This window comes from Psychromonas sp. MB-3u-54, assembly GCF_002836415.1.
GTDB lineage: Bacteria > Pseudomonadota > Gammaproteobacteria > Enterobacterales > Psychromonadaceae > Psychromonas.
In genome coordinates this window covers 1-21,852 of record NZ_PJBP01000084.1, presented here as the reverse complement: position 1 = coordinate 21,852, position 21,852 = coordinate 1, and the positions used below count along the sequence as shown (strand labels likewise).

The 21,852-nt window shown below is 40.1% G+C and carries 19 protein-coding genes; 15 read left to right on the top strand and 4 right to left on the bottom strand.

Annotation, left to right across the window (positions count from 1 at the left end; genetic code table 11):
* The first annotated feature begins 190 nt into the window (after positions 1–190).
* The 3 genes from CXF72_RS00735 to CXF72_RS00725 all read left to right on the top strand — a co-directional run bounded on the left by CXF72_RS00735 (position 191) and on the right by CXF72_RS00725 (position 4,434).
* Entirely contained in the window at positions 191–1,894 is a 1,704-nt protein-coding gene (locus tag CXF72_RS00735) for a sensor histidine kinase (RefSeq protein WP_101036089.1), read from the top strand.
* Positions 1,894–2,622: a two-component system response regulator BtsR gene (gene btsR / locus CXF72_RS00730; protein WP_101036088.1), complete on the top strand. Its 729-nt coding sequence runs from the start codon at positions 1,894–1,896 to the stop codon at positions 2,620–2,622. The genes CXF72_RS00735 and btsR overlap by 1 nt, the downstream gene beginning before the upstream one ends.
* Positions 2,623–2,934: 312 nt before the next feature.
* Positions 2,935–4,434, top strand: coding sequence for a carbon starvation CstA family protein (locus tag CXF72_RS00725; protein WP_101036087.1), 1,500 nt, complete (start codon positions 2,935–2,937; stop codon positions 4,432–4,434).
* A 291-nt stretch (positions 4,435–4,725) separates the two neighbouring features.
* Here the strand turns inward: CXF72_RS00725 and CXF72_RS00720 are convergent, their stop codons facing one another.
* Positions 4,726–5,697: a Gfo/Idh/MocA family protein gene (locus CXF72_RS00720; RefSeq protein WP_101036086.1), complete on the bottom strand. Its 972-nt coding sequence runs from the start codon at positions 5,695–5,697 to the stop codon at positions 4,726–4,728.
* Between the two features lie 95 nt (positions 5,698–5,792).
* Here CXF72_RS00720 and CXF72_RS00715 point away from each other — a divergent pair, with 95 nt between their 5' ends.
* From CXF72_RS00715 to CXF72_RS00705, 3 genes are all read left to right on the top strand, one after another.
* A complete protein-coding gene (locus CXF72_RS00715) occupies positions 5,793–7,979 on the top strand; it encodes a Tex family protein (RefSeq protein ID WP_101036085.1) in 2,187 nt (728 codons plus the stop codon).
* An 8-nt stretch (positions 7,980–7,987) separates the two neighbouring features.
* A complete protein-coding gene (locus CXF72_RS00710) occupies positions 7,988–8,695 on the top strand; it encodes a tRNA (adenine(22)-N(1))-methyltransferase (RefSeq protein ID WP_101036084.1) in 708 nt (235 codons plus the stop codon).
* A gap of 238 nt (positions 8,696–8,933) precedes the next feature.
* The gene (locus CXF72_RS00705) at positions 8,934–9,476 is read left to right on the top strand and encodes an NUDIX hydrolase (protein ID WP_101036083.1); all 543 of its coding nucleotides are present in this window, start codon (positions 8,934–8,936) and stop codon (positions 9,474–9,476) included.
* A 22-nt stretch (positions 9,477–9,498) separates the two neighbouring features.
* Here CXF72_RS00705 and CXF72_RS00700 read toward each other — a convergent pair whose 3' ends face one another.
* The gene (locus tag CXF72_RS00700) at positions 9,499–10,161 is read right to left on the bottom strand and encodes a DUF2913 family protein (RefSeq protein ID WP_101036082.1); all 663 of its coding nucleotides are present in this window, start codon (positions 10,159–10,161) and stop codon (positions 9,499–9,501) included.
* Between the two features lie 335 nt (positions 10,162–10,496).
* On the opposite strand from CXF72_RS00700, the gene CXF72_RS00695 reads away from it, so the two are divergent.
* Positions 10,497–11,297: a potassium channel family protein gene (locus CXF72_RS00695; protein ID WP_101036081.1), complete on the top strand. Its 801-nt coding sequence runs from the start codon at positions 10,497–10,499 to the stop codon at positions 11,295–11,297.
* 334 nt (positions 11,298–11,631) lie between these two features.
* Positions 11,632–11,979 carry a VOC family protein gene (locus CXF72_RS00690; RefSeq protein WP_101036080.1) on the top strand — a complete coding sequence of 116 codons (348 nt, stop codon included), beginning with the start codon at positions 11,632–11,634 and terminating at the stop codon, positions 11,977–11,979.
* A 131-nt stretch (positions 11,980–12,110) separates the two neighbouring features.
* On the opposite strand, the gene CXF72_RS00685 is transcribed toward CXF72_RS00690, so the two are convergent.
* Positions 12,111–13,052: a metallophosphoesterase gene (locus tag CXF72_RS00685; protein WP_101036079.1), complete on the bottom strand. Its 942-nt coding sequence runs from the start codon at positions 13,050–13,052 to the stop codon at positions 12,111–12,113.
* Between the two features lie 1,133 nt (positions 13,053–14,185).
* On the opposite strand from CXF72_RS00685, the gene CXF72_RS00680 reads away from it, so the two are divergent.
* The 4 genes from CXF72_RS00680 (at position 14,186) to CXF72_RS00665 (ending at position 17,855) form a co-directional block, all read left to right on the top strand.
* On the top strand, positions 14,186–14,794 hold the full coding sequence (locus tag CXF72_RS00680) for a hypothetical protein (protein ID WP_101036078.1): 609 nt from the start codon (positions 14,186–14,188) through the stop codon (positions 14,792–14,794).
* Positions 14,794–15,141 (top strand): pYEATS domain-containing protein, encoded by a 348-nt coding sequence (locus tag CXF72_RS00675; RefSeq protein ID WP_101036077.1) that lies wholly within the window; start codon positions 14,794–14,796, stop codon positions 15,139–15,141. Before CXF72_RS00680 ends, CXF72_RS00675 begins: the two co-directional genes overlap by 1 nt.
* Positions 15,142–15,313: 172 nt before the next feature.
* Positions 15,314–16,042, top strand: a complete 729-nt coding sequence (locus CXF72_RS00670; protein ID WP_101036076.1) for a hypothetical protein — start codon at positions 15,314–15,316, stop codon at positions 16,040–16,042.
* A 484-nt stretch (positions 16,043–16,526) separates the two neighbouring features.
* On the top strand, positions 16,527–17,855 hold the full coding sequence (locus CXF72_RS00665; protein WP_101036075.1) for a YihY/virulence factor BrkB family protein: 1,329 nt from the start codon (positions 16,527–16,529) through the stop codon (positions 17,853–17,855).
* A gap of 166 nt (positions 17,856–18,021) precedes the next feature.
* On the opposite strand, the gene CXF72_RS00660 is transcribed toward CXF72_RS00665, so the two are convergent.
* The gene (locus CXF72_RS00660; protein ID WP_101036074.1) at positions 18,022–18,771 is read right to left on the bottom strand and encodes a hypothetical protein; all 750 of its coding nucleotides are present in this window, start codon (positions 18,769–18,771) and stop codon (positions 18,022–18,024) included.
* A 754-nt stretch (positions 18,772–19,525) separates the two neighbouring features.
* Between CXF72_RS00660 and CXF72_RS00655 the strand changes: the two genes are divergently transcribed.
* From CXF72_RS00655 to CXF72_RS00645, 3 genes are all read left to right on the top strand, one after another.
* Entirely contained in the window at positions 19,526–20,008 is a 483-nt protein-coding gene (locus tag CXF72_RS00655) for a hypothetical protein (RefSeq protein WP_101036073.1), read from the top strand.
* Between the two features lie 17 nt (positions 20,009–20,025).
* Positions 20,026–20,547 carry a hypothetical protein gene (locus CXF72_RS00650; protein WP_101036072.1) on the top strand — a complete coding sequence of 174 codons (522 nt, stop codon included), beginning with the start codon at positions 20,026–20,028 and terminating at the stop codon, positions 20,545–20,547.
* 329 nt (positions 20,548–20,876) lie between these two features.
* Positions 20,877–21,785, top strand: a complete 909-nt coding sequence (locus CXF72_RS00645) for a sulfotransferase domain-containing protein (RefSeq protein ID WP_101036071.1) — start codon at positions 20,877–20,879, stop codon at positions 21,783–21,785.
* The last annotated feature ends 67 nt before the right edge of the window (positions 21,786–21,852 follow it).

Here is a 21,852-nt window from a genome sequence, read left to right as displayed (position 1 = left end):
CATGAATAAAACTGACCTGCTCTAGGGGATTTTTGTTGAATATTCTTTTGTGGCCGCCGGTTTATCTTCGAATGAAGTAATTATTCGTTTTTACTGCTACGCTGCGCTGCAGATTTTATAAATCTGTTATTTTTATTTAAGATAAAAACGTTATCTGCCTTTCTGTCGCCCCTTTTTTAATGAGCTTTATATGGAACTTGTATTTTCACTTTTACAGCAATTAAGTGTGTATCTGGTGATTGCCTATCTGTTAAGTAAAACCCTTCTTTTTATGCCTTTAATCACGGTTTCAGGTCAGTTGTCACAGCGTATCGCCTGTTATGTGGTGTTTAGTTTATTTTGTATTTTAGGCACTTATTTTGGTCTGAGCATTGATAATGCTATCGCAAATACACGTGCAATCGGTGCTGTGTTAGGGGGATTGTTAGGCGGGCCGCTTGTGGGTTTTGCGGTGGGCTTAACGGGCGGGCTTCATCGTTATAGTATGGGGGGATTTACGGATCTGGCTTGTGCCATATCAACCACCGCGGAAGGGTTATTAGGCGGATTAGTTCATCGTTATTATTTTCGCCGTGGTTTGGTTGATAAGATATTTAAACCGCGTTGTGCATTTACTGTTTTGGTGGTCGCTGAAATAATGCAAATGAGTATTATTTTGCTGGTGGCAAAACCTTTTGATCAGGCATTACATTTAGTGCAGGCAATAGCCTTGCCGATGGTGATTGCAAATGCTTTTGGTGCGGCCTTATTTATCAGTATTATTCAGGATAGAAAAGCCATTTATGAAAAATATTCAGCGGCTTTTTCCAGTAAAGCCTTAAAAATTGCGCATCGTTCCGTGGGTATTTTAAGTGAAGGTTTTAACCAGCAGAGCACCAAAAAAATCGCCCAGATAATTTATGAAGAAACCGGCGTAGGGGCTGTTTCTATTACCGATCGCGATAAAATACTCGCCTTTATCGGTATTGGTGCTGATCATCATCTGCCGGGAACAATGATTTCATCTGACTCTACGCGGCGGGCAATTAATCACAAGGAGCTTATCTATGCCGATGGATATGAAATAAAATATCAATGCTCGTTACATGACAAGTGTAAATTAGGGGCGGTTTTGGTTATCCCGTTAGTCGGTGGAGAAGGGCAAGTCTTAGGGACGATTAAACTTTATGAAGCAAAGCAGAAGTTGTTTTCTTCACTTAATAGAAGTTTAGGAGAAGGTTTAGGTAAATTGTTATCAAATCAAATATTAACCGGGCGTTATATCGAACAGCAAACTTTATTATTGCAGGCAGAATTACGTTTACTGCAGGCTCAGGTTAATCCGCATTTTTTATTTAATGCATTAAATACCATCAGTGCTGTGATTAGAAAAGATCCCAATCAAGCACGTGATCTTATTCAACATCTATCGCAATTTTTCCGTCGTAATCTAAAAAACAATATAGAAAGAGTGACCATTAAAGAAGAATTAGCACATATTACTTCCTACCTTGAAGTAGAACTCACGCGTTTTTCCGATCGGTTAGAAATTGATTTTTCAGTCGATCAGTCGATATTAAATGTTTATGTGCCGACCTTTACCCTGCAGCCTCTGGTTGAAAATGCAATTAAACATGGGACGTCGACGCTTCTCGAAAATGGAAAGATAAGCATTACCGGTGCGTTAATTCAACGCCATAACAACCCCCATGTAAAACTTCAAGTGATTGATAATGCAGGAACTTATTTAAAGAAAGAGGAACAGTCCGGTTTAGGGCTGCAGATTGTCAATAAACGCCTGCAAAATACCTTCGGTGAATGTTTTGGTTTACAAATGAGCTGTGAAAAGGGGGAATGGACTACTGCTGAAATCATTTTTCCGCTGGTCAATGATCCGATTAATAGGAAGTCTTAATGTTTAAAGCTATTGTGATAGATGATGAATTATATGCCCGAGAAGAGCTGATTGAATTGTTAAATGAAACCGGTGAAGTGGACGTTATCGGCAGTTGCCCGAATGCGATAGAGGGGCTTAAAAAAATCCACGCATTAAAACCCGATGTTATTTTTTTAGATATCCAGATGCCGCAGATAACCGGTTTAGAGATGCTCAGCATGCTGGATCCAAATACAATGCCGCAGGTTGTTTTTGTGACCGCCTTTGATGAATATGCACTGCAGGCATTCGACGACAATGCCATTGACTATCTATTAAAACCGGTTGCGGCGCAGCGTTTAGCGAAAACTTTAAAACGTCTGCAAGTATCAGCGTTACCTCGCGATTATAACGCAGTCACCAAGCCGCATTTAGAATTAGTTCCCTGCGTGGGCTATAACCGGATTATATTAATTAAACCGCAAAATATTGAGATGGCTTATTCAGATCAGAGCGGGGTAAATGTTATTGGTCATGATACTCCTGCACGGGACAAGCACCTGAGCTGTTCCCTGAGTTTAAAAGTATTAGAAGAGAAGACCGTCTTGATCCGCTGTCATCGGCAATATTTAATCAATCCAACGGCTATTCGTGAGATAAAATTATTAGATAATTCTCTTGCGGAAATTATAACCAGTAATGGGTCAGTGGCGCCCGTTAGTCGCCGTTATTTAAAAGAATTAAAGGACCGCTTTGCGCTTTCATAATACCTTTTCACCTATTTTTATACTTATATTTCTATTCGGGCAGAACCGTTAAATTTGTTTATCGACCACTTAAATCAGTATACGACCACTGAGACTATTAGCTGATGAATCTATTCTTAATCAGCGTATTGTGCCGGCATAACGGCTGGCTTTGAATAGTGAAAGACACAAAATGATATTTGATTTCGATTAATATTATTGCAGGAATAAAGGTTTTCCTTTAATGATAATTGATCAAAATAGTTAAATATCACCTCTCTATTTGACTCCTGTTTTCCTTTCTTAATTAACTTAAACAACAGAGAGAATTTTATGATTTGGTTCCTATTTTGTGTTGCAGCACTGCTCGGAGGATATTATATCTACGGGGCCATTGTTGAAAAGATTTTTGGCATAAATAAAAAACGCACAACACCTGCTTTTAGTAAACAAGACGGTGTTGATTTTGTGCCAATTAAAACCAAAAAAGTTTATTTAATACAGTTATTAAACATTGCCGGAGTGGGACCCATTTTCGGGCCAATAATGGGTGCGTTATACGGCCCGGCTGCGATGCTTTGGATTGTCGTCGGTTGTATCTTTGCCGGTGGAGTACACGATTATTTCTCGGGTATGTTATCAATACGTAATGGGGGAGCATCTGTCCCTAAACTCGCGGGCAAATACCTTGGTCCAACCGCCAAACATTTTATGAATATTTTCGCCCTTGTTTTACTTTTATTAGTGGGGGTTGTCTTTGTATCTGCCCCCGCGAGCATGATAACTAACCTGGTTAATTCCCAAACTGACTTGGCAATGCCGACTATTGTTATGGTTGCGATTATCTTCGCTTATTATGTTATTGCGACTATGGTCCCCGTTGATAAAGTGATTGGTCGTCTTTATCCCTTCTTTGGTGCGTTATTAATATTTATGTCCGTGGGGCTGATGGCTGCATTGGCTTTCTCAAGTGACCATAGTGTATTAGGTGGTTATGAATTGAGCCAAATGTTCGTTAATATGAACCCCCATGATTTACCATTATGGCCGGCATTATTTATTACTATCGCATGCGGTGCTATCTCCGGATTCCATGCGACACAATCACCCCTAATGGCACGTTGTGTTGAAAATGAAAGCAATGGTCGTTTTGTCTTTTACGGTGCGATGATTGGTGAAGGCGTTATTGCCTTAATCTGGTGTGCACTGGCATTATCATTCTTTGATTCTGTAGAGGGTTTATCAGAAGCTATTATGAACGGTGGCCCGGGCGGTGTTGTTTATGATTCATCAATTGGCCTATTAGGTTTGTTCGGTGGTATTGTTGCCTTTATGGGGGTGGTTATTTTACCTATTACTTCGGGCGATACAGCATTCCGCTCTAGTCGTTTAATCATGGCTGAATATTTTAACATGGAGCAAAAATCAATCCGTAATCGTTTGTTAATGGCGATGCCACTGTTTGTATTAGGCGCCATTCTTACTCAAGTAGATTTCGGTATTATTTGGCGCTACTTTGGTTTTGCTAATGCAACCACCGCCGTGATGATGTTATGGACCGCTACAGCATACCTGTCACGTCATAATAAATTCCATTGGATAACCACAGTACCTGCGATGTTTATGACCACGGTTGTGATCACTTTTATTCTCAATAATTCAACCCTTGGTTTTGGACTGGCAATGGATATTTCAACCGTCATTGGAATCCTATTGACGCTGATGATCACTGTTTATGTCATCAAACGCTCAAAAGGTAAAATAGTAGAAGATGAGGTTGTTGAAGGCGAGCAGGGACAAGCCACTACTAATGTAGCCAGTGAAATAAATTAAGCACTTATAAAATAGATAAAAAACGTAAAGCACAGTGGTTGTTCGACAATGAATGACCACTTTTTACATCTCAGTAAAACCTTTCATTAAGTCTGCTTATATAAATAACTAACTTTGTAAAAAAATAAATTATAGATAAAACCCTAAAAAACCAAGTATCAATTTAATTGCTACTTGGTTTGTCTGTCTTGGGTTGAAAAAATCACCTTAAGGCAGGAAGTCTTTGTTTACGCTGTTGCGTCACAATAGGTTGGAATGTAGTCGTTCTGTCTGTGAGTTTTGATAAAACTATTAATTGTCAGCCGGAAACTTAACACCCGTTAAACGGCGGATTTCACTAATAACGCTCGAGGTTATTTTGGAGCGTTCAATGCTTTGTAAATCCATTTTTCCCTGCTTAATTTGGCGGGCAAAAAAACTGGCTTCGTAGCTCATGCTGTTTTCATGCTGCTCCTGAGTTAAATCCGCGATACTGTCTGTTTTTAGCGTCACCTGTTCACATTCTGAGAAGTGCTTAATCAGCATATTACCCTGTTCACCCTGTATTTCGCTCTGTAGGTCTGAATGACTTATTTTTGAATGGTCAATAGTGACCGAAAAGTCGCCATAGTTTAGCAGGACAGAGCCGCAACCATCCACGCCAGACGCAAGTAAAACTGCATCGGCTTGAATATGCTGCGGTTTACCAAACAGGGCAACCGTAAAAGCCACGCAGTAATAGCCAATATCCATGATTGAACCGTTAGAAAAATGCGGGTTAAAGGTATTTGGATTTTCACCATCGAGATATTTTTGGTAACGTGATGAATATTGGCAGTAATTAATATGCGCTTTACGTAATGTGCCTAGTTTATGGAGATTATTTTTTATTTGTGCAAAATTAGGTAAATGAGCTGTCTTAAAGGCTTCAAACAAAATAACATTGTTTGCTGTCGCCGCTTGGTAAAGCGCTTCAACCTGCTGGATATTAGAGGCTAAGGGTTTCTCACAAATGACGTGTTTGCCCTTTTCTAGCATTAGCAAAGCATGTTCAAAATGTAAAGAATTTGGACTGGCAATATAAACTGCATCAATATCGTCACATTGACTTAATGCCTGCAGGTCATCAAAACAATGTTGTACGTTAAATTTATCGGCAAAGTTTTGTGCTGTTGTTAAGGTGCGGGAATAAACGGCTGTTAAGGTCAGGTCATTATTCACTAATGTCCCGTTAACAAACTTTTCAGTTATCCAGTTGCTACCGATAACGGCAAAATTAATCATGTTATCATCCTAATAGAGGGTCATTAAGCTCAATATAACGCAAAAGATGAGCAGGCCATAATGATGATATAAATAACACAACTAAAAAGATAATTATGAAAACAACTATACCGTCAGTTAATCAAAAGCTTGCAAATGAAGTTAATCTTCCGCTTGTGCAGGTTAATGCATTTATTACTCTCTATGACGATGGTAATACCGTGCCTTTTATCGCCCGTTACCGTAAAGAGGCCACTCAAGGGCTCGATGATATTCAGCTGCGCCTGCTGGAAACGCGCTTAATTTATTTGCGTGAATTGAATGTTCGCCGTCAGAGCATTCTCAAAGCCATTGTCGCACTGGGAAAATTAACCCCGGAGTTAAAGGTTAAAATCGAACAATGTGAGAATAAAAGTACACTTGAAGATCTTTATCTGCCCTATAAAAGTAAACGCATCAGTAAAGGGGAGTTAGCAATTGAAGCGGGGCTTGAACCCCTTGCTGATAAATTGTGGATTCAGGCGGACGGTGAACCGCAGTCCTTAGGCCGGCAGTATATTAACCCGAATAAAGGGTTTTCTGATATTGACAGCGTTTTAGAGGGAGCCCTCTCTATTTGTATGGAACGCATTGTTAACGATCCGCAGTTGCTTGGAAAATTGCGTCACTATCTCTCTGCCAATGCTGCTTTTGAATGCAAAGTCGCAAAAGGTAAAGAGCAACAAGCGGTTAAATATAAAGACTATTTTGATTATCAGGAACCTCTGCATAAAATTCCTGCACACCGATTTTTAGCCATCCTGCGCGGTAAAAAAGAGGGGCTGCTTAAGCTCGATTTAAATGCCGACCCGAAGCAGGATAAAAAAACCAAATCATCCTATTGTGAAAGTTTGATTGCCCATCATTTAGGTTTTTCCTGGTTGCAGTTGCCAGCTAATAATTGGCGCAAAAAAGTGATTCAAAAAGCCTGGAAGGGTAAATTAGCCGGGCAGTTGGAAACGCAGTTAATCACCCGTTTGAAAGATGATGCCCATGAAAATGCCATGGACAACTTCGCCTCTAATTTAAAAGCGCTGTTAATGGCCGCGCCCGCAGGCCCTAAAGTGACCTTAGGGTTAGATCCCGGCTTGCGCACCGGCTGCAAATTAGCCGTGATTGACAGCACCGGGAAATTACTGGCTCATCAGACCATCTACCCGCATCAACCGGTTAATAAAACCCAACAGGCGGCACAGGAAGTGCTTAAATTAATTAACGATTTTAAGGTAGAACTTATCGCTGTGGGTAATGGTACGGCATCGCGGGAATCCGATGATTTTATTCACACTACCTTAGCGCAGCAGAACCTGGAGGTTGCCACTGTTATCGTCAGTGAAGCCGGCGCATCGGTTTATTCTGCCTCGGAACTGGCATCCGAGGAGTTTCCCGATCTCGATGTTTCCATTAGAGGCGCGGTTTCCATTGCACGGCGATTGCAGGATCCGTTAGCCGAGCTGGTTAAAATAGACGCTAAAGCGATCGGCGTCGGTCTGTATCAGCACGATGTTAATCAAAGCAGTCTAAGCCAGCGTTTGGGCAGTGTTGTTGAGGATTGTGTTAATTCCGTGGGGGTTGATTTAAACAGTGCCTCTGTCTCTTTGCTCGCACGAGTGGCCGGATTGAATCATACGGTGGCTAAAAATATCGTCAGTTATCGTGACCTGAACGGTGCCTTTAAGTCGCGCCTGGCGCTGCAAAAAGTCCCGCGCTTAGGTGATAAAGCTTATCAGCAAAGTGCCGGATTTTTACGGATCAATAATGCCCTTAATCCCCTTGATAATTCGGCTGTTCACCCTGAAGCTTATAATCTGGTAAAACGCATTGCCGCGCAGCAGGGGGTTAAAGTGCAGCAGTTATTAAATAATTCTGGTCTGTTAAATTCGCTCGATGCGCAAAACTATGCCGATCAGACCTTTGGTGTTATCAGTATCAGGGAGATTATTCAAGAACTTGCCAAACCGCAACGCGATCCCAGACCGGATTTTCAACGAGTTGATTTTGCAAAAAACATCAATAAAATTTCGGATTTACAGGACGGTATGTTGTTGCAGGGTGTTATCTCTAATGTCACCAATTTTGGCGCGTTTGTTGATATCGGCGTTCATCAGGATGGGCTCGTGCATATCTCTCAACTTGCCGATAATTTTGTCAGTGATCCCTTTGCCATCGTTAAAGTCGGGCAGTTGGTTAATGTCCGGGTTGTCGAGATTGACGTGCAAAGAAAACGTATTGCATTGAGCATGCGCCTTGCCGTCAAAGCCTGATAAAACAGATGAATTATCAGATTAAAATGAGTCGCCGTTTGCAACAAATAGACGCTATGATTGGTCAATCTTACCAGCATATTTGGGATTGCTGTTGTGATCACGGCTTTCTCGGGTTAAGCCTGCTAAAGCGGCAGGCCGCCGATACTGTTCACTTTGTGGATATTGTGCCGGCGTTATTAACGCAATTAGAAGCCGACTTAAAAAACCATTATGGGCAGGCGCAAAATAGAAGCAGCTGGAAGGTGCACTGCAGCGATGTGAGCAATTTACCCTTAGCGAGCGTGTCTAAAAACCCGGAGAGTGATAACCACTTGATTATTATTGCAGGTGTTGGGGGAGAGCTGACCATTAAGTTAATGAAGGCTATTTTAAGCCAGTTTGGACATTACCCGTTAGCCTTTATTTTGTGTCCCGTTCATCATAATTATAAAGTCCGTGAATTTTTAATCAGCAGACAGTTAGGTTTGATCGCTGAAAGTCTGATCATTGAAAATAAACGTGGTTATGAAATATTGCACGTGGCCTTGAATACGGCTGAACCCATTTCGATAGTGGGTTCAAAAATGTGGGACTTCTCACAGAAAGAGCATATTCATTACTTACAGAAGAGCATTAAACACTACCAGCGTATTGCCAAAAATCCGCTGCAGGATGTGCAAGGGATTATCAATCAGTACCAAAGGTTACTCGCCCCTATTGATTCGGCGTATTGATTAGGCGTATTGATAGTAATCCTCCGCACCCGACCGATAAGATAATATCCATTGCATTAATTAACTTATCATGTCGATTTAATCCATTGAACAGCGTGTTTTTATCTCTTCTACCTTATAGCAAAGGTATTAATAAAGTGATCACAAACTTAATGCGTTTGCTATAAGATCAAAAGTTGCTTCTAACACTGAGCCTCTATTGATACTATCATAGGCCAAATTATCCCAGAGTCTTATTATGCGCTTGTTAAAAACCACCGTTCATCCGAATATCGCTTCATTAAATAAAAGTACATTTTTGCGTAATGCCGCCCGGGCAATTGTATTAAAAGGCGATATGATTTTAATGCTTTATACCGCCCGCTATCATGATTATACCCTGCCTGGTGGGGGTGTTGATAAAAATGAAGGTCTGATCGAAGGACTAATACGCGAACTGCAGGAGGAAACCGGGGCGAAAAATATACGTGGAATACAAGCGTTTGGTTTATACGAGGAATTCCGCCCCTGGCATAAAGACGGTTTTGAAATCATGCACATGAAATCATATTGTTATGTTTGTGATATTGATACAAAATTAGGCGTAACAAATTATGAAGATTATGAAATAAGAAACGGCATGAAGCCGGTTTGGTTAAATATTTATGATGCGATAAAACATAACCAACAAACTTTATTAAACAGTGCTAAAAAAGGATTATCTGTCGAGCGTGAAACTTTTTTATTACAATTAATTGCCGCTGAGTTGCTGGCAGAAAAACAGCAGGTTAACGCGAATTAACCCGCTGCAAATCAAGGCGTGATTAAGATTTTTCGCTGTTGTTTTCAGGGAATTCAGGTAAAGATTTGCCATCGTTATTCGGATAAACGACAAACTCGCCGTGATACTTCACTTTAGATTTATAATCGGTTATTTTATGTAAAAGTAGATCCTGTGCAAAGGCCAAATCAATGACACTTTGTAGAGTACCGCGGATATATAAAGAGATCGGCTTGATTAACATCCCTTGCTGATCAAAACAATCGAGCAGTTGCTGTGTACAAACGATTAATGACTCTTTGCCACCGCTGTGTCGGTTAAGTCTTTCTCCAACCGGTAAATCAGTTGTCACCAACCATTGATCTTCTTCAAGCATGGCGAAAAGTTTTTCCAATTGGCTTTTATTGACAGGGCGAACCTCTTTTTGCTCATCAAATACTTTGCTGTAACACTTTTCTAAATGCGTAAACTGTCGTTTTAGTCCTGCGTTTTTGCCAAGACTGCGCGCTTGTCTTTGCCAAGTCTGCAAAGTAGGAGCAACAATAGCGTCAAAACGTTTCTTTTTCATGGCGGTTGTAACCCAAGCGCCTAAATAATGAGCTTCACTCAGCGGGTTATGCGGTGTTCTACCAGAATCATGAGAATCAGATAATTCAGTTAAAGCGGTGGTAATCAGTTTGTAAATTTCAGTGGAGAATTGAATCATATGATTCCTTATTGGTTATCTATTCGAATGAGATTGAAAGCATTATATAGTCAAATGGATCACAAATATAATATTCAATTTTTTATTCAAAAGGTCGCAAGATTAGCGGGGGCTTTGAGCAAATAAGATTCTCACCATCAGGCTTATCTTTATGCGCTTATTCCACTCGATTAAGCTCAACCATTAATGTGGCTGAGCTCACGAGTTGTGTTCAAATGCCACTTCAGACCTGTTTTTTGTGTTTTTATGTTAATAATCATGCTGTAATCGGCAATAAATCCAAACATTTTATTGCGCTTTCCATCGTTAGCTTTTATTTAAGAATAAGGTGATTTATGACTGATACGCCATCTTCAGCCGGCTTTGGGCAACGGCTCCGCATACAAATCGATTTTCTCTATAATGGAGCGAGCACTCAAGCGCGCAATTTTCGTTGGGGGTTACTCGCCTTTGACGGCATTACTATCCTTTATTTCGTAATAGGATCATTTTTTCAGTCGCTGGATAGCCAGTATCTGCTGGAGCAGGCCATTGGTATTATCTATCTGCTCGAATTCTGTGCCCGCCTGTCTATCAGCAAAAAACGACTGCGCGAAATATTTCATCCGGTTGGATTGGCGGATTTGATCGTCATTGCCTCATTGTTGGCTCCTTCGCTGGTGGGAAATTTAAGTTTTCTGCGCGTCTTACGCTCACTGCGATTGCTGCGTTCTTATCGCATGTTTAAAAATCTGCGCGGGCAATCAACTTTTGTTCGTTTACATGAAGATATTATTTTCAGCATCATTAACCTGCTGGTATTTATTTTTGTCATTACCGCGATCGTCTATGTCAGTCAGGTAGGCGCCAATCCGGCGATAGGAAGCTATGTTGATGCCTTGTATTTTACTATTGCGACATTAACAACAACCGGTTTTGGTGATATTACGCTGATCGGTACCGGCGGACATCTTCTGGCGGTGCTGATCATGATTTTCGGCATTTCCCTGTTCTTGCGCCTAATTCAAACTATCTTCCGGCCCGGGAAAATACCCTATGAATGTCCTACCTGCGGGCTAAATCGTCACGATATTGATGCTGTCCACTGCAAACATTGCGGGCAAGTATTACGCATCACCACCGAAGGGAGTAATTAGTTATTAGGCTATTGAGCAGATATTTATGTGGATTGCTATAATGAATATAGTGCTTTCAGACTTAAATACGAACATGTATTTTTACGGTAAAATGTACGACCACAGAGGGCACAGAGACACTGCCCGCGAAGAGAAAAGATGAGTGCTAAAACCGACATAAGTCCGCGTACACAATATAATCATCCAGACCTTTCTATTGAAGGGATGATGGCATTAGGTCATGAAAATATAATGCAAACTTAAGTCCGAGGGCATTCGGTTAATCAAACGCCTGCGCAGTCTATTGCAATGCCGGATGCGCACTAGAAACACTTAGCGACCATTAAGGAAACTGATGAATAAGCATTATATTGAGCTTCCAGCTAAAAACCTCCAACAAACCAAAGACTTCTTTAGCGCGGTTTTTAATTGGTCATTTATCGATTATGGCCCCGAATATACGGCCTTTTCTGATCCAAGTTTAAACGGCGGTTTTTTCCAATCAGAACTTTCATCTAACACCGCATCGGGCGCTGCATTGTTAGTTTTCTACAGTGTGAATATTAAAGCGACATTACAGAAAATAGAGAAAAATGGCGGGGTGATTAATCGCCCGATTTTTAAATTCCCAGGCGGTTACCGGTTTCATTTTATTGAGCCAAGCGGTAACGAGTTTGCCGTGTGGTCGGAAGCGTGCGCATAATCCAGCCCTTTGGTTTATGTATGCTGTGCGGGCTAAAAAAGATGATAAATAATCTAGGTGACAAATAATGTTACTGAATTCGGGTTTAGCAGAAGAGTAAAAAAATAAGCTGAAATGCTCAATTCGGCTGCTTAATCTTTGCGGATAAGGGTATGCAGCGTAATTTCCGGCAGGCAGTTTATGCGTACATTCACCATAGAGGTACCCGAGCCGACCGAAGTATAACCCTGCAATTTATTATATCGCCATGCCCCTTTGCCCACAAAACGCGGACAATCAGAGTCTAATATAACAGGAATCCCCCCCGGCAAACATATTTGACCGCCATGAGTATGTCCGGCTAGGATTAAACCAAATCCCGCTTCTGCTGCCTGCTTATAGACGGCGGGGGTATGAGATAAAAGGATAGCGGGTATGCTGTCGGTCATGCCGTTTGCCGCTTTAGGAATGTCGTCAGCACAAAAGTAATGCGCATCATCAATACCGGCAAGAAACAGAGTGCCTTGTCCGCGTTTAATCAGTGTATTTTCATTGACCAGTACTTGAATCCCCATCTCCTCTAAGGCAGGTACCATTGTTATACTGTCATGGTTCCCCAATACAGCGTAGACAGGTTTTTTTAAGTGTGCTCTCAATCGCGCCATGGCGGCCATCGCATTATCTATCTCCCCGTAGGTACTTGCGCGGTAATCCCCCGTCATGACACAGATATCATAATTTACCTCTCTCACTCGCGCCATCAATGCCATCGTTGCCCGCTCATCCATATCAAGATGCATGTCGCTAAGATGAAGAAGGGTGAAACCTTGAAACTCTGGATGCAGATCCACGAGTTTGACACTGTTATGACGAAGCTGAATATTTACGGCATTACGTTGCCCTTTTTGATGCATCAGGCATAGGCGCAGGGTATTTCTGATAATTGAATGTGCGGAGTAGAAATTCTCAATATGAAAAAAATTACGACCTTGCCCAAAGACTTGCGCGCTGTGTGCCTCTTCACTTGCAACCCTCTTTTTGCTTGGCGCAGCGCCAAGTCGCTTTTCCAGCGCTGCTAATATATTGCTGCTCATATGGATAAAGTCCCTTTTTGTGAGTTAAGCGAACACCAATAAACCGCCCACCATTGAAGTATAGATTACGTGTTTTATCTTTAGATTGTTAGGACCTCCGGCATCTGTCGTCATGGGCTTTGCACTGTAAAGTGTGTTTCAGTTAAAGGAAACCATAAGCTGCTTTTTCAATCTTATCGGTGCGAAATCATCATTAAGCGCGCCGGCCTTGTTGCTGAAAGGGGGGGGCAATACGATCAATAGACATAAGTCTTTGTACAGGAATTTACCCATAAAGCGATTAGAATAGCTTAAAATTAGAGGTCGAACATCATACATACATAGATAGCTAGCTTTATAACAAAAATATAACAGCTGATTTTTGCAAACAGTAGTCTGCTGTTATTTTAAATAGTGAATAGTGAATAGTGAATAGTGAATAGTTGGAGGCGAATAGTCGATTAGTTTTTAACATGGGTGTCTTGATAATTTTGGCAGAAAAAGATCGTAAGAATTTAGCATCATACTCTTCCATATTTGTTTGCTATTTATGAGAAAAATTCTGCTTATTAGTTGATGGTGAGCTGTCTGAATAGCACCTCGCAAATAATTGAGTTAAATAAATCATTAAAATACTATCCCTAACGGTAATACAGTGAAATAAAGTGCTATCGACACATATCTGGCTTCTTTAATGGCCATGCTTGGCGGTTAGAAAAAGGGGTCGCATGGTTGTTTTTTTGCACCAATATCATGTTTAGTATCTGCCCAATCAATGCCTGTTAAATCTGCAACATCATCAATAATGTATTCTTTCATTTTTAAGCTCCTCAGCCTAAAGTTAATGATGGAATGTGCTTAAACTCCTTTCTCACTGATTTTATAGATAGCCGATGCTGCGTGAGTATGTGTTATGAAATGGAGTACTTCTACTGGCTCGAACGTCTTGTTAAAAAATATAACAAATCAATATTCGTAACCAACATAAGCATGTTCCACCTATTTATAATAAAGATAAATAGGTGCATAAATAGATGGTTAAACGATAAGTTGCAGCCCGCGTGTTGTCGTGGTTTTTGCTACAAAAAAAACTGCACCAACCTACGCAGCAGTGTTTGAGGTATTAGCCAAAATAATATGGAGGTGATCATGCGATGAATACTCATGAGTTTGTATCGCTGAAAGCACGATCAAAAGAAGCATGGATAAAGATGGAGCGCTGGCGATTAGCCTATCGCTCTGATCATAAGTCCATTGGTAATCGTGCGAATTATCTAAAATGGGGAACCGTTATAGGTGGTGTCTTAACCGGTGCCTCATCACTCTCATTTCTTGGCGAAGACCCAACTAAATATATAACCGGTATCGCGGGATTTATGACTGGGGTGCTTGCTGTTATGGATAAAGCGTTTCAGTGGGAGTCGAACGCCAATGAAGCATGGAGAAATTCCAAGTTGCTAGAAGATTTACAGTCAGATTTATACCAGTATTTATGGGCTGTTAGCGCTAGCAAACTAATAGAGAGTCCGGAAAGTTATCTTGCAAAAATAAATAACAAATTAATTTCATATACTTCATTACCCTGTATAGATCCAGATCAATTTCTAGCAGCAGCGCAAGAAGCATCAAAGCGGTTTAATTTTGAGAACATGGTAATGATAGATCACGCCGTGCCCGATGAAGCCGATGACGATGACCTGCTTCCAGAGGAAGTTGATGGTATTGATGGTTTTCAACCCATTATCGATAGAGGGGATTTCTGATGCTGTACACAATAAAGAGCAATGTGATTAGAAATATCGATGGAAAAATAAAATATAAGCAATTCAATGAGAAAGGAAAAATGCATTTTCATCTTGGCGTGTGGGTTGATGGCTCAGAGAGAGCGCTAGATGAAATCGAGTTTGTTGAATATGCGCTGCATCCAACCTTTAAAAAACAAAACAGAAACTCTCGGAACAGGCCGAATAACTTCTCTATCACTTTTTGGACATGGGGCATGTTTAATATCAAAGTCGCAATACACCTGCATTCAGGAGAGATTATAAAGATGGATTACTACCTTGAGTATACTCTGCCTTCTGACAAAAATGAGTATGTGCAAGTATAAATGGCCAACAAACGCAGCAAAGGCGCGCGCGGCTGATGGTAGGCGTTGGTATGTCAGCTTAAGAATAAAAGAATTTAAACTGGCATAAAATTAAGATACAAATTCAAACCTGATCCCATCTTGTTTTGGGTACTGTATTGGAATATTCAAAATATTATTAGGAGGATGCGTTGTGGAGGTAACGACAAAAAAGGCAGAGAGAGCCGAAGCTGAAACTAAGGAAGAGCAACGCATTCTTTCCAGCAATGCCTGGCACCTGGCGCGCTATGTTATCGAACATGATTATGAAATAATTATTCCCGAAGAAATTAATATAGGCCAGTTCTTATGCTGGTCAGAAGATTATCCAAAATTAAAGCCTGAAGAAAAAATTAGTTTTATCAATCAATATGCTCTTCTGGAAAAAATCACCAAAAGTGTCACAGCGCGAACCTTGGTTGCGACACGCATTCATGGTCGAGGTTTTTTTCACGCCGTCTTTTGCACATCGGTAGGTAAATATTTACTTTTTCTATCAACAATCACCTTAATTTTCGTTTGTCTTTTGATTGTTAACCTTACAAATCTGCTTGAAATAAATAAAATTATCATCCCTTTCTGTGCGGCGGGTTTAGGTACTTGTGTTTTTCTACTGAGAGTCACGCAAGAAAGATTAACAACGCGTGAGTTCGATCCTGCGTTTATTCCTTCTCAACTTATACGCTTGGGTCTTGGAGTTCTGGCAGGTGGTACAATTGTACTTTTTCCTGGTTTATTAAGATCAGGAGAAAGTGTGCTTGGCACAGGTAATGGAATAGGCATAGAACTAGGCTCACTTGCCTTTGTCTTAGGATATGCTGTCGATATTTTCTATGCCTTACTGGATAATATTGGTGGCAGAATTAAAGATAAAAACAAATAAAAAAATCGTATTTATTAAGAGACAAAGTCCGGTAATGGGTTGGAGGGTTCATCCCTTTACACCCGCTATAAAATAGTATTTTTATTAAAAGGTGAGTTAAGCCGCGCTGCTGATTGTGTCATTCCTTAAAATCCTCATTATTTAACTTAACCCTCTAAATTTTTTTATGGCGTAATAGCACAAATACCCGATTATATTTGGCGATAAGATGCATTTTTTATTAACATAGAATTTTAAGAAAAAGATTGGCTTTCCAGCTTTTCTATTGGTTTTTATTTTGCAGGCGTTTCGAAATGTGCAGCCTAAACGAAAATAGAGTAAAAACTGTATATTCGCATGAGTGATTCTTATAAGACTTTGATTCAACTGGCTGAATGTACACAGAGTGTATTGCTTGCTAAATCAAAAAGGCATTTATTCTCCTATACTCAGCAAAGGCCTTAAAGTGTCATATTTTCTAAACTTTTATAATAAGGATCTATTAATGAAATCATTGATAACCAAGTTCATTAATTTTATTGAAACGGATATTTGGCGGATTCGGGCTAACCAGCTCTCGGGAGTGAAATTGTTTGGCCTTCGTCAACTTCGTATTATCCTTTTGGCTGTTCGTGGTTTTGCAGAAGATAAATGCATGCTGCGGGCCTCGGCCTTAACTTTTTACTCCTTATTATCCATGGTGCCGGTTGCAGCAATGGCTTTTGGCATTGCCAAAGGGTTTGGCTTTGAGAAAAAATTAGAAACATTATTATTTGATAACCTGCAGGGGCAGGAAGAGGTTGTTGAGAAACTGATTGGGTTTTCTCAGGCGATGCTTGAAAATACCCAAGGAGGTATTATTGCCGGGATCGGTACTGTGGTGTTATTTTGGGCCGTCATCAAAGTATTAGGTCAGATAGAAGAATCGTTTAATGAAATATGGGGGATCAAAAAAAGTCGAACTTTTGCAAGAAAGTTTAGCGATTATGTCTCTATTATGTTGATTTGCCCTATTTTATTAATTATATCCAGCAGTGCTACCGTCATTATTACTAGCCAAGTGACACTTCTGGTGGAAAAATTGTCCTTTCTTGGGCCGATTGTGCCGCTTATTATTACTAGTCTTAAAATTCTGCCTTATGCTGTCATTTGGACTGTATTTACTTTTATTTATATTTTTATTCCTAATGCCAAAGTAAACTTTAAGGCAGGTCTTTTAGGGGGGATTATTGCAGGGACCACCTATCAGGTTGTTCAATGGGGTTATATTACCTTTCAGGTGGGAGTCTTAAAATATGGTGCCATTTACGGAAGCTTTGCGGCCTTACCGCTATTTTTAGTGTGGCTGCAGATGAGTTGGTTGATTGTCCTGCTAGGCGCAGAGGTTTCCTTTGCGGAACAAAATGTGGAAACCTATGAATTTGAACCGGATTGTCTCAAAACCAGCCATTCATTTAAGCGATTAATTTCCTTATACATCGTGCAATTAAGTGTTAAAAACTTTTGTAAGGGAGAAAAACCCTGGCATGCCGATCAAATATCACATTTTTTGGAATTACCCGTCCGGCTGGTACGTCAGATCCTGTTTGAATTAACTGAAGCAGGTCTGTTGGTTGAGGTTAAATTAAATGATCCCAATACCCTGTTTTACCAACCGGCACGCGATCCGGAATCTCTGACGATTTTTTATGTTCTGGACGTATTAGATCAACATGGTATTGATGCTGTTCCAATTATAAATTCCGACGAATTAAATAAACTAAAAGAAACGGTTGATAAATTTAAGACTGCTATTGAAAATTCTCCATCTAATATTGCCTTAAAAGATATTTAATAGAGAGGAAAAAAGCCACCTAAGATTGTTGGCATGACAGCAAACGGCTGGCACAATTGAACTCGATTACAGTGAATAAAGGGGCGAATAAGTTCACGTTTTTGCGAATAAGAGAAAATGAAGACGCAGTTCGAAGGCTGTTAAGCCGGGCAACTTCATTTACTCATTACGCAGTCACACCCTTAGTCGCTCGTATTTTCCTAAGGGATTTCATTCTTTGCCACTTTTGAGCATTTAGGGTTTTATAAATCCAAAGGCAACCAAGATCAAAACCAAAGTAGAACACACTGATGCCACTGGGCGGATTACTGCTGGTGATAAAAGGTATTTTAGAAAACCAGGTACTGGGCCATACCCAGCAAGCGTAATAGGTGCCTATCAGCTCTAAATATACAATCATGAAAAACATGATAAGGAAAAACAGTTTGTTAGCTGTTTTTTTCTTCAGAAACAAAACGACCAATAACATGCATAAAAAGCCCAATATATCTTGGTCTAAGACCAGCCAAAGACTTGAATAAATGATCATTGCACAATAAAGAATGGATGTAATAAGCGCCTTATTTGTTTGAACAATCTTCTCTTTGTGAATGTAGAAAACGGCAGCGTAGATCAAGCTATGTCCTAAAGGGACATAAATAGGGACATTCTCTAATCGATATTCGTACATCCCCAGCAGGACTGAAAAAAACATTTCACCTAAAAAAGCCAGACCTGTGCCGTAAATCATTAAGGTCTTTATTTTCCTGCTTACTTTTTTATAAACCCAAAAAAAGCACACAAAAACAACACCGTTAGTTAGCCATTGGCTGTATTCGATTAGCTCGGCCACGGGTTTGCTGTCTAAAAATAAGCCAATCCACAGCACCAGAAAAACAGGAAAATAAATACAGGAATATTGCAGTTTTGAGGTCATATTATAATTACATTTTTAGGTGAAAAAAGGGACGTTAACATTATGATATTAGGACTTAATTAAGTCGCTAAAGTGAATTTTTTCGTTTTCTATCCTGTTCTATTCGGTTTGTTATAGGAATATCTTCTACGTACCTGTTCATAGATTGCAGCGCATACGCCGGCGCTTTTTAATGCATATAATGCGCTTGAACGCAGTATATTTGACCAGGTAATAAATACCAAGTAGCCAGCTCGAATGAACGGCCATTATTTTCTATTAATCGCCTTGATTAAGCCTTTTATATTTTCACGTAAGCGTTCCGTTGTTAGCGTGGATTGATCTTTACTACAAACTCAGCTTTCAGCTAATAGCCATGGACCTGCAATATTGGTTGGTCTTCCTGCCCCTTCAATGACAGATAACTGTTGTGTATCAAGCGGTGATGCTAAGTGCAGATAACCGCTAAATGGCGACATTTTTTAGTTGATATTTGTTGGTTGGTTCACCGCCACCCTTGACACTCACGCCGCAGGCTAGCTAACGCTATTCTAATTTTTCTCCTAAAATATGGCAAGGGGCTTCAAGTCTGAGCTTTGCTCAATGAAAGGGTACTTTCAATCTGCATGGCGTCTGTTGATTTGAGATTAAGCAGATATTGCTCTGATTATTTAAGGTGAGATAGGTAGTTCGGTTTTTTGTGGATAGTGATGCCTGTAAAAGCGTTATATGTCAGTCCTATTAGAACAACAATGATCATCAACAGGGGAGTACTATGAATAAAGCACAAATTTTTAGAGAGGCGGTTATACGGCCCGTTTTGGCTAGATTGGGAGAGAAAAACGTAGCTGCGGAAGAGCTTCTTTTAGGAACCGCTGTTCAAGAAAGCTTAAATTTTAAGTATAGAAGGCAAGTTGAAGGAGGACCTGCTAAAGGATATTTTCAGATGGAGCCATCTACGCATAATGATATTTGGAATAACTATTTGAAATATCGTCAAGCGTTAGCGAACGATGTTCTTTCTTTTCTGTCGAATGCTAATGCGGATAAGATTGATGAGTTGGAAAGCAATGATGAATATGCGACAGCTATGGCGCGGGTTCATTATATGAGAGTTTCTGCAGCATTACCTAAAGCAGGTGATATTGCTGCACAAGCAAGGTATTGGAAGCAGTATTATAACACGCCATTAGGTAAGGGAGTGCCCCATGAATATATTGAAAAATGGAATAAATATGTTATTGGTACTACAGCTTGAGTGTCAGATAATTTGCTATGCCAAATATTAAGTGTCATAAAATAATTCATTTTCTTTTTATGTTGTGGGGGCTTTCATTTATCAGTGCGTGTAACGCGATAAGTCCAAGTGTGGTTACCTCAATAACAAACAATAACGCCTATTACCATTTAAAGTATTCACTGACTAAAGAAAAAATCACTTATATTGATTCATTTACAAGTGAACAATTTATAATTAATGGTGGTCAGTTTGAAATTAGGCTTAAAAAATCTGAATTCCCAATTAGCGCTTCGAATTGTAAATCTGATCTGATCCTTAGAATGCCATGGACAAATCCTGAGATTGTTAATAGTCATATATTTATCGCAGAAAAATATAAGATCTACAATGACATTCAAAATTTGACTCGATCATCACAACCTAATGCTGTTGATATTTATGTGGAATTAAACCCATATGTGGAATTCAAAAAGGGTGAATTTAACCTGACTCAGTGCAATATATATTTCAGGCAATCCAAGGGCCAATATATTTCAAAAATTGGCAATTTAAAATAATAAACACATAACGTCACTAAAAGAAAGAAGAAGACAGTCAGTAAAGTTGCGCTGAATAAACGAAGTAATAAATTCACGCTTAGCGGGCAAGTGCACAGTGGCAGATGTACAGCCTGATTTATAAGATAGAGATTAGAGAAGGCAAGGACAAAGCGCTCATCTCAAATACCCCAGCCTCAATAAACCGATATATCACTCAATTTAAGCCGTCTGTTATTAAAAACAAAATAATATGCATATAATGTAAATTAATGTGAGCTGTATTTTACACCGGCAGGCTGTTCTACAGCCTCGTCATAGATCTTTAACTATAAAAGTGAGAAGTTTTTATGAATAACACTGCCAAACCCATTAAAACGCGAGAACTCCATAATCATCATTTTGATTCTACAATCTGGAATGATCTTAATTTTAGAGACGATGATATTGTTATTTCAACCTACGCCAAATCAGGAACAACCTGGGTACAACAGATTATCTCTCAGCTTTTGTTCAATGGTGAAGAAGGACTGGAAGTGGCTGAAATGTCCCCATGGCTAGATCTGCGAGTGCCGCCCAAAGAGGTAAAACTGCCGATGGTCGAGGCACAAACTCATCGACGATTTCTGAAAACACACCTACCCGTTGATGCCTTGACCTTTTCTGAAAAGGCTAAGTACGTTTATATCGGTCGCGACGGGCGCGATGTTCTATGGAGTATGTTCAATCATCACTCCACTGCTAATCAGGCCTGGTATGAAGCTTTAAATGACACTCCCGGTCGAGTCGGATCCGCCATTGACAAACCATCGGGTTCAATAAGCCAGTATTATCATCATTGGCTTGATCAAAACGGGCACCCCTGGTGGCCATTTTGGGAAAATGTTCGATCTTGGTGGGCAATCAGAAATTTACCAAATGTCTATTTTTTGCATTTCGAGAATCTTAAAAACGATATGCCCGGAGAAATTCGCCGCTTAGCAGAATTCCTCGGAACCCCGATTGATGAAGACAAATGGGAGTCCATACTACGCCATTGCAGTTTCGAATATATGAAAGAAAATGCCGCAAAAAGCGTCCCCCTTGGTGGTGCTTTTTGGAATGGCGGTGCACAAACCTTCATTCATAAAGGAACTAATGGTCGCTGGCGGGATACTCTCAGCGCAGAAGAGTCTTATAAATACGAAGATCGGGCAGCACAAGAGCTGGATCCTGAATGTGCTTCTTGGCTCGCTACGGGTGAAATTTCACCGCGCTAAATCAATCGCATATATAGATAACGAATAAAGACAGGTCGTGTTAGCAATGCAAACCACGACTTGATTC

Bases quoted from the DNA above. Each gene is read 5' to 3' on its own strand.
- CXF72_RS00675 (WP_101036077.1), top strand. From the start codon at position 14,794: ATGCTGTACACAATAAAGAGCAATGTGATTAGAAATATCGATGGAAAA.
- CXF72_RS00690 (WP_101036080.1), top strand. From the start codon at position 11,632: ATGAATAAGCATTATATTGAGCTTCCAGCTAAAAACCTCCAACAAACC.
- CXF72_RS00735 (WP_101036089.1), top strand. From the start codon at position 191: ATGGAACTTGTATTTTCACTTTTACAGCAATTAAGTGTGTATCTGGTG.
- CXF72_RS00710 (WP_101036084.1), top strand. From the start codon at position 7,988: ATGAATTATCAGATTAAAATGAGTCGCCGTTTGCAACAAATAGACGCT.
- CXF72_RS00645 (WP_101036071.1), top strand. From the start codon at position 20,877: ATGAATAACACTGCCAAACCCATTAAAACGCGAGAACTCCATAATCAT.
- CXF72_RS00650 (WP_101036072.1), top strand. From the start codon at position 20,026: ATGCCAAATATTAAGTGTCATAAAATAATTCATTTTCTTTTTATGTTG.
- CXF72_RS00665 (WP_101036075.1), top strand. From the start codon at position 16,527: ATGAAATCATTGATAACCAAGTTCATTAATTTTATTGAAACGGATATT.
- btsR (WP_101036088.1), top strand. From the start codon at position 1,894: ATGTTTAAAGCTATTGTGATAGATGATGAATTATATGCCCGAGAAGAG.
- CXF72_RS00680 (WP_101036078.1), top strand. From the start codon at position 14,186: ATGAATACTCATGAGTTTGTATCGCTGAAAGCACGATCAAAAGAAGCA.
- CXF72_RS00725 (WP_101036087.1), top strand. From the start codon at position 2,935: ATGATTTGGTTCCTATTTTGTGTTGCAGCACTGCTCGGAGGATATTAT.
- CXF72_RS00700 (WP_101036082.1), bottom strand. From the start codon at position 10,161: ATGATTCAATTCTCCACTGAAATTTACAAACTGATTACCACCGCTTTA.
- CXF72_RS00685 (WP_101036079.1), bottom strand. From the start codon at position 13,052: ATGAGCAGCAATATATTAGCAGCGCTGGAAAAGCGACTTGGCGCTGCG.
- CXF72_RS00720 (WP_101036086.1), bottom strand. From the start codon at position 5,697: ATGATTAATTTTGCCGTTATCGGTAGCAACTGGATAACTGAAAAGTTT.
- CXF72_RS00660 (WP_101036074.1), bottom strand. From the start codon at position 18,771: ATGACCTCAAAACTGCAATATTCCTGTATTTATTTTCCTGTTTTTCTG.
- CXF72_RS00715 (WP_101036085.1), top strand. From the start codon at position 5,793: ATGAAAACAACTATACCGTCAGTTAATCAAAAGCTTGCAAATGAAGTT.
- CXF72_RS00695 (WP_101036081.1), top strand. From the start codon at position 10,497: ATGACTGATACGCCATCTTCAGCCGGCTTTGGGCAACGGCTCCGCATA.
- CXF72_RS00705 (WP_101036083.1), top strand. From the start codon at position 8,934: ATGCGCTTGTTAAAAACCACCGTTCATCCGAATATCGCTTCATTAAAT.
- CXF72_RS00655 (WP_101036073.1), top strand. From the start codon at position 19,526: ATGAATAAAGCACAAATTTTTAGAGAGGCGGTTATACGGCCCGTTTTG.